The following is an 8,563-nucleotide window of genomic DNA, read 5'->3' as shown; positions in this document are numbered from 1 at the left end:
AAACCGAATACAGGTGAAAAAGCGAATACGGGTGAAAAACCGAATACGGGCGAGAAACCGAATACAGGTGAAAAACCGAATACGAGTGAAAAACCAAATACAGGTGAAGATAAATCAAAAGTTTTACAAACAAAGAAGAATTCGAGAGAAAATAGAGAGATATTACCAAAAACAGGGGGCGGAATTTCTATAGAAGTATATATGGGCATACTTTTTGTAATGATGGGATTAGGTTTACTTTTATTGAACAAAAAAAGTAAACAATGATGTTAATTTTCAGGTGGGAGTCTTACTGCCCACGAATAGCGGGATAAATTTTCTATGAGGGGTACCGCCACATCACTATCAAGCTAACAAAACAAAATACCCCCTAAAATGAAAAAAAACGCTATTCTTTCTGTAGAATCATAGGAAAGGATAGCGTTTTTGTATATAAATCGAAATTACTCAGCTATATATTTCATTTAGAAGTTTAGTAAGGGGGATAATTCAGGCCATGAAGATAAAAATGGGCCTACATCTTGTTACCTTTCTTTGTTTTAAAACTTCGCATGTGGCAGGAAAGGGCACTGACCGCTACTATACATGGCCAGTCCCTCTCGCCCACTTAAAAAAATGCGTTTCTGCCTTTTTTCATAAAGTAACTGAGTAGTTATTAAAAAGCGAAGTCTTCATCAAACTCCGCTTTTTTCTTATTTTTGTGAAGGTGTCACTTTTAATTCTTTAATCCCGTCTTTTAATGTGACTGTATCTGTCGTTAATCTCTTCCAACTATTTTGAGCGGAGTCCAGGGTAGGTTTTAAGAATTTAAATTTATTTTGATCAGCTTTTTCAGATGCCTTCTCAATATGTCCCAGTACTCCTGAATATTTAGAATCTAAATCATCCCATTGCGCAGACATATAAGTAAGAGAACTAATGGCTTTATCAATCGCACTATGCATCTCACTAATATTATTAAACGCAACTCCAACTATACGATTTAATGTTATTTTATAATCTACAGTCTGACGTAATTTTGCTAATTCTGGCTCTAACCAGCCTAAGTTACTTCTTGCTGTACCTATCATTGTACCACCAGAAATCCAAGTAGGAATAGTGGGAATAGATACTGTTATTATTCCATCAGATTCTAATTTTTTATAATAGCTTATTTTTCCTAAAACTTCATTTAGACGTTTTTGATCGGCTTCAACATCAGCTCCTTGGTTTTTTAAGATTAACTGTAAGAGATCTTTATTGCTTCCAAATGCTCTAATATCTTGACCAATATCGTCTTTTAATTTAGTTAGTTCTTGTATTAATTTTTTGGCATACTGTTGGTTTTGTTGAATTTCACCTCGTAAATCTGTAATTCCTTTTTTTAAAGTATCTCCATTCCCCGTATTAATCGCATCTACTAATGTTTTATAATAACTGTCGAATTTTGTATCGTATTCAATAATGTCTGTCAATGTATTTAAAAGCTGTCCTTTTATTTGCGTATCCCATTTAACAGCATGTTCTCTAGCATTCTTCTGATCTTGTACAATTTTACTAGGTAAATCTGCATACCCATTAATAGTAATTCCTTCAAAACTCACATCTGGATTATTAATTAACAAATAAGAATAGTCATTCATGGATGTTGCAAATACCGCAGCATCTTGCAAAGCTTTTTTCATCTGTTCTTCATTTGCTGAAAGAGATATATCCCCAGTAGTTGTTTGTTCAATTTCACTTGCAAAGGCTATTACTGGTGTAACTACATTCGCTGTTGTAATCGTTAAAAACGTTGATACAGCGAGTATTTTATAAGGGATTTTTTTAATCATTTCATATTCCTCCTCTGTAGGTTTTGATTGGATTGACCGCTACTATACATAGCCAGTCCCTCAGGGCCACTTAAAAAAATGCTTTTCTATCGTTTTTTCATAGAGTGACTGAGTAGTTACAAAGAAAATTTATAGTGAAAGGCGAAGTCTGTAATTAGACCCCGCCTTTTCAGTGTATAAGGAATTGTTAATTTTTGTATGATCATTTAACAATGTAATCATATATATCCATTTTAATTTTCCGACACATAAGCCGCTGCTATGCAGAATAAAACATGACTGCTACTTGCTTGCTCCTCTTGTTTAAAACCTCGCATGTGGGAGGAAAAGGCCCTGACCGTTTCTATGCACGGCCAGATGCTCTTGTCCTCCTCTAAAAAGAAAGAGGTTTTTAGGTCATTTTTTAAATTTGGATATATGAATTTAGTAATGTTGTTATAGATTCTCGGTAACTTTGCATTCCCTATTGTTGTGGAGTAACAGGTTCCACTTTTAATTCTTTAATCCCATCTTTTAGTCTGAACGCATCTGTGTGTAAATTTCTCCAACTACTTTTAGCTGCATTCAAGTTAGCTTTTAAGAATGTAAATTTTTCTTTAGCAGCTTTTTCAGATACCGTATCAATTCTATCCAGTACCCCTTTATATTGAGAATCTAAATCATTCCATTGTGCAGACATATAAGTAAGAGAATTAATAGCATCATCAAGCGCCTTATGCATTTCACTAATATTATTATACGCAACGCCAACTACACGATTTAATGTTATTTTATAATCTACAGTCTGACGTAATTGTGCTAATGTAGGCTCTAACTTAGCTAAATTATCTTGTGCTGCAACCACTATCATACCACCAATCAACGGTAGGCCGAAAAGGGTACCCTTCATTACATTAAATCCATCAGATTCTAATTGTTTATAATAGTTTACTGATCCTAAAACTTCCTCTAGACGCTTTTGATCGGCATCAACATCAGCACCTTGGCTTTTTAAAATTGACTGCAAGAGATCTTTATTGCCTCCAAACGCTCTAACATCTTCTCCAATAGCGTCTCTTAACTTACTTAATTCTTCTATTAATTTTTTTGTAGACGCTTGGTTTTGTTGAATTTCACTCTGTAAATCTGAAATTCCTTCTTTTAAAGTATCTTTAGCCACATTAGCTTCAGCTACTTTAGCCATTTTAACCTCAGCCACATTAGCTTCATTAGCCTCTTTAAACTTTTTAGCAGCCGTATCAGCCGCATTTACTAATGTTTCATAATAAGTGTCAAATGTCGTATCGTATTCGATAATGCCTGTTAATGTATCTAAAAGCTGTCTTTTTATTTCTGTATCCCATGTAATAGCATGTGCTCTTGCATTCTTTTGATTTTGTACAATTTTACTAGGTAAATCTGGATACCCATTAATAGTGATTCCTTCAAAATTCACATCTGGATTCTTAATTAACATATAAGAATAGGCATTCATAGATTTTGCAAATAACCCAGTCTTGCTCAAAGCTTCATTCATCTTTTGCTCATTTGCTGAAAGAGACATATCTCCATTGTTAGTTTGTTCAATTTCACTTGCAAAAGTTGCTACTGGTGAGAGTACAGAAGTTGTTGTCAAAGTTAAAAACGCCGATGCAGCGAGTATTTTGAAAGGGATTTTTTTGATCATTTCATATTCCTCCTATATAAATACAATTTATTTGTCTTACATATAGATTGCTACTATGAAAAAGGAACCTGCACTTGTTTGCTCTTTTTGGTTTTCGCTGCGCATGTGGCAGGAAAAGGCACTGACCGATTCTATGCATGGCCAGTTGCTCTCGCCCACCGAAAAAGAAAAGGGTTTTTATGTTAGTTTTTCAATTTGCATCTCTATATATAGGTTTTGATTTTTAGTTCTTTGCTTCTTGTTTAAAAGCGATGTCTTTCGAAATGAATTCTGCATCTGTATGAATATCATTCCAACTTTGTTTAGCAGCTTTTAAATCATCAAGTATTAAAGAGAATTTATGTTCTTGCATAGAGTCGATATTATCATGTAAATCTGTATAATTTGCCCCCATTTTATTCCATTGTTGTTGGATACCTGTTAGTGACATGATCGCTTGATCCACTGTTTGATACAGATCTGTCAAAGTTGCTTTCGCGTTAGTAAGCGAAATAACTGCTTGGCCAGCAAGATCAGCTTTCATACTTAATTGCCCAATTTTGTTAGAAATTTCGTTATAGGAATCCATATTCTTAGACGCTGTGAGACCAGCTGCTGTTCCTAAACCGATACCAGCTGCACCGAGAGCTGTAAGACCACTAATAACAGCTGGTGTTGCTGTACCGCCAGTCACAACAATTACTACCGCTCCTGCAATGGCTGCAGAAACTAAAATGACTGCTCCCAATCCACCACCAATTGACCATGCTAATACATTGTTAAAATGCTCTGTCTGAGTAGAACGTAGCTTCTCAATTTCAGCTTGAAGTTGTGGAATCAGTGCATTATTTCCGGCTAATAGTGCCGTTAATCCACCTTGCCCATCTGGACCGCCAACATTATTTTTAAACCCTGTAGAATTGTCATATAGTTTTGCTTTGAAGTCTTGTAACATCTTAATTACATCTGTAACTTCTTTTGAATTTGTATTAATTGTAGTGATTAAATCATTTAGGCCCTCTTTTAACTCCGCTTTATCTTTCTTTTGTACAGCAGCTGCTAATGTATCGTAATAACTTTTAAATTGTTCATCGTAATTTACAATATTACGTGCTGTTTTTTGAATCTGCGGCTTCGCTGTATCTAACCAATAATTCGCATTGATTCGTGATAGTTCTTGATTAAGGTGAATATTTTTAATTAATTCTGCTCCTTCTGAACCTAAATCAAGATTAGATAAATTTACATTTGGTTGTTTAATCATTGTTTTTGCGTACAAATCCATTACAAGAATATGAGATCCTGTTTCAGCTAATGCTTTCTTCAGCCCTTCAGACCCTAATTCATAATTCCCTACTTTTTGTTCTTGAGCGGTTTGTTCCTGGGCAAGCACATGAATAGTGTTACCGTTAGTAGCAGTTATAAGTGTTGCTAGAGTAGCTACAGCTAACACTTTAAATGGAAATTTTTTCATAATGATTCTCCTTCGCAGTTTTTTGATAGATTCTTATCATCTTTATATTATTTTTGTTACATGAATCCATTTTAATTTTTCGACATATAGATTGCGGCTATGAAGTTAAAAATGGACCTACACCTCGCTGCCCTTCTTTGTTTTAAAACTTTGCGCGTGGCAGGAAAAGGCCCTAACCGCTACTATACATAGCCAGTCCCTCAGGGCCACTTAAAAAAATGCTTTTCTATCGGTCTTTCATAGAGTGACTGAGTAATTACGAATTCATAATATTAAAATTTATTAACTTGTTCTTCAAGGTAACTTGTTACATGTTTTAATTGTCTTAATGTATCTTTTTGAGACTGCTGGTCAGTTGCATCAACATTAGTAGATAATTTTGTAACATTATTTTTGATTAGATCCAAATCTTCTTTATAGCGTTTTAGTAGGTCAAGTTCTACATCTACTTGATTTGCAAACGTATGTAAATCATTTTGCATAATAAGAAGCATTGATTTTTGTAAATCTGCTACTGTTAGGTTCTTTGTTAAATCATAAAATTTTTGGTTTTGTGTCTCTAAATCAGCTAAATGTGCTCGTTGCTCTGCGGTTAGTTTATTTACTTCAGCGAAGGCGCTATATGTTTTTTTAATTTTTTCAGAATCAATAACTTTCGTAAGGTCATACTCTTTCGTTTTTGCAACTGCAGCTGCAGCTATTTCACTTTTTTTGTTTTTCTCAATTTCTTCACGAGCTGCTTTTTTTGCCAATTCAATCTCTAGAGTAGATTTACCCTTTTTTTTCGCTTCGTCCGCTGCTTTTTTCTCTGCTTCTAAAATAGACTTGTTAATTTCTTTTCCTTTGTTATACGCTGCCACTGCTGTTTGAGCAGTCGGTTCAATGATGTCTTTTGAAAGACTGTAGACTTCTTTGAATATATTAAGTCCTTGTGCATTTAAAGCTCCTGGTAATAATGCGATTTGTTGTAAATCATTTTGAATTGATTTTTGAGTATTTAGTAATTCATTTTTTATCTGGTCCATTTTCCCTGTTCCCTCTGAACTTAGGGAAACCTGCGCTTTTGCCACATCAGTATCGAGATCTTTAAGCTCTTTATCAAGCTGTAATTTAAGATCTGTTAATTCATTAATTTGACGTTGTACGTTTTCTTGGTTCGTCATAGCCATGTCTTGAAGAACTTCAAGTCTATCTACAAACCCTTCTTTATCTTCTTTACTGTCTACAAACGCTTTTAATGTTGGATAATAGCTATTAAATTTAGTTACAAATCCTTTACTTTTTGAATTTAATAGAATTAATTTTGGATAAAGTTCTGATGACCATTCGTTCATATCTTTTTTAATTAGATCTTGGTTCGTATTTAAAGATGGAACTTCCGCTAGCTGTACATTAGGACTCATTAAAGCATGATCTATATATGTTTGGATTAATTTAGATTGTGCACCTAATTTTCGTAATGATGAGGAAATATCCGTGTTTTCCTGTTGCGTCTCTGCCTGAGCGATTGGCGTTGCCAGAGCATTGATAGGAATATTCGCCCCAGTAACAATTGATGTGATTAAAAATCCTGTAAGTATTTTATTTTTCATTCAGTACACCTCTTTACTATTATTTTTTTACAATTTTATTCATACATCTTGAACAACCTATAGTTTTGTTTTCTCCTTGCATAATTGAGGTAGGAGAATTCTTTCAGATAGAGTATCAAATCAAGAAACTCTCGTTATTATCTATTTTCATAGACTGTAAGGACCTTACGCCCTCATTTTAAACAGTATGTTTTTAGTAAGTAAACAATAAAATTCCATTATTTATATTCGAAAATTCAGACATTATATATTGGTTTTAGAGAATATATTATACTTAGAAAATTAATATTATTAACTACTTTACTAAGGGAAATGATTATAACCTAATAATTACCTATTGATCTATCTTAATCTCTTGTTGGAAAAGTTTTTTTAATATAATTTAATGGCACCTTGTATATCGATTTACTTTATTTGGGAATGTAAAATTGCATATAAATATAGTTGTATCAACCATACATAATATTATTATCTTATAAATAGTAATTATGTTTTCGTAACTACTCAGCTATACCTTTTAGAAATTGTAAATTACCTCTTCTTGAAAAGTGAGTTTCGCAATTTCAATTCAGCCTTTCGATTATACTTTTGAAAGAAATTTGTTACATTTTTGAAAGAAAATTGAAAGGTATTTAAGCTAAGATGGATTTACTGATATTAGTTTTATCTTGTAACAAGGAATACTTAAGGTGTTTTATATATAGATGCAAATTGAAAAACTAACATAAAAACCCTTTTCTTTTTCGTTGGACGAGAGAAACTGGCGATGCATAGAGGCGGTCAGGTACTTTTCCTGCCACGTGCAAAGTTTAAAACAAAGATAGACAGCAAGTAGCGGCCATGTTTTGTTCTGCATAGCAGCAACTTAGATGTTAAAAAGTCAACTTGTATTTATATATTACAAAGAACATGAAAGGAATGCTTTTTTACGCTTGCAAATTCTTGAACAAATTTGTGAGTTTGGATACAAGGAGAGCAAGACAGTAACTGTGTTAATGAGGTATCTATGTAAGAGGTTGGAGTAGCACAGGTTATTGGTTTGAGACAACTGGGGGAAATACAATATGAAACTACGAAATCAATTGTTATTGATGAATATATTAAGCACCGGAATTATGTTAATTGCTATTTGGTATAGTGAAATGAAAATGTTACTTAGACCAGAGCAAACGCAGCTATTTATAGGAATTGTAATTGTAGCAATGGCCTTTTCAACAATGATTTACTGGATATTAACACGCCCTATTACGGAATCTATCCAAAATTTGATTGTATTAACAAAACAATTTAGCGCTAGAAAATTTGGGGCGATGTATAAAATTGGGTATGGACCACAAGAGTTTAAGGAATTAGCGACCGCTTTTCAACAAATGGCTAAAAAGTTAGAAGAAGGGTTTACTCAGTTAGAAGAAGGAGAGAAAGCACGCACAGAGCTCATTGCGAATATTTCACATGACTTACGAACGCCTATGGCTAACATACAATTGATGGTAGAGGCATTACAAGATGATGTAATTGAGGATCCTGAAATGAAAACGCAGTACTTAACGACAATCCATAAAGAAATACAAAGATTAAGTGGATTAATTAATGACTTATTTGATCTTTCTAAGTTAGAACTTGGACAAGAAGATTTTTATCCAAGTTTTACACATATGGATCGTATTCTATTAGAAGTACTAGATTCACATTCTATTTTACTAGAAGAAAAAGAGATCCACTTGCAATTACAAGTTTCTGAGACATTACCTAAGCTTTGGATTATGCCTTGTAAGGTAGCACGAGTTATCAGTAATTTGTTACATAATGCAATTCGATATTCTCCAGTGTCTGGAACGATTGAGTTAATTGTAGAGGAAAATAAGCAGAAACAGCATGTTCAATTCATCGTACGTGATGAAGGAGAAGGGATTGCTTATAGTGATCAACTGCGCATATTTGACCGCTTTTTTAGAACAGACCCATCAAGAAGTTCACAATCTGGGGGATCTGGACTTGGATTATCCATTGCACAATCATTAATTGAAATGCACAAAGG

The 8,563-nt window shown here is 33.7% G+C and carries 6 protein-coding genes; 2 read left to right on the top strand and 4 right to left on the bottom strand.

Going from position 1 to position 8,563, the window contains the following annotated elements; all coding sequences use genetic code 11:
- The coding region (locus tag H280_RS0122010; protein ID WP_020063265.1) for an LPXTG cell wall anchor domain-containing protein at nt 1-267 on the top strand (267 nt) is incomplete at its 5' end.
- A gap of 425 nt (nt 268-692) precedes the next feature.
- Here the strand turns inward: H280_RS0122010 and H280_RS0122000 are convergent.
- The 4 genes from H280_RS0122000 to hblC all read right to left on the bottom strand — a co-directional run bounded on the left by H280_RS0122000 (nt 693) and on the right by hblC (nt 6,525).
- A complete protein-coding gene (locus H280_RS0122000) occupies nt 693-1,814 on the bottom strand; it encodes an HBL/NHE enterotoxin family protein (protein ID WP_020063263.1) in 1,122 nt (373 codons plus the stop codon).
- A gap of 463 nt (nt 1,815-2,277) precedes the next feature.
- Entirely contained in the window at nt 2,278-3,288 is a 1,011-nt protein-coding gene (locus H280_RS0121995; RefSeq protein ID WP_442852840.1) for an HBL/NHE enterotoxin family protein, read from the bottom strand.
- A 415-nt stretch (nt 3,289-3,703) separates the two neighbouring features.
- Nucleotides 3,704-4,933, bottom strand: coding sequence for a hemolysin BL lytic component L1 (gene hblD, locus H280_RS0121990; protein ID WP_020063261.1), 1,230 nt, complete (start codon nt 4,931-4,933; stop codon nt 3,704-3,706).
- 272 nt (nt 4,934-5,205) lie between these two features.
- On the bottom strand, nt 5,206-6,525 hold the full coding sequence (gene hblC / locus H280_RS0121985) for a hemolysin BL lytic component L2 (RefSeq protein ID WP_020063260.1): 1,320 nt from the start codon (nt 6,523-6,525) through the stop codon (nt 5,206-5,208).
- A gap of 1,064 nt (nt 6,526-7,589) precedes the next feature.
- Here hblC and H280_RS0121980 point away from each other — a divergent pair.
- Nucleotides 7,590-8,563 (top strand): sensor histidine kinase (locus tag H280_RS0121980; RefSeq protein ID WP_020063259.1); only part of this gene is annotated, 974 nt, incomplete at its 3' end.

This window comes from Bacillus sp. 123MFChir2, assembly GCF_000383235.1.
Classification (GTDB): Bacteria; Bacillota; Bacilli; order Bacillales; family Bacillaceae_G; genus Bacillus_A.
Note: the sequence above shows the minus strand (reverse complement) of the source record. Positions and strands in the feature narration are given on the sequence as shown.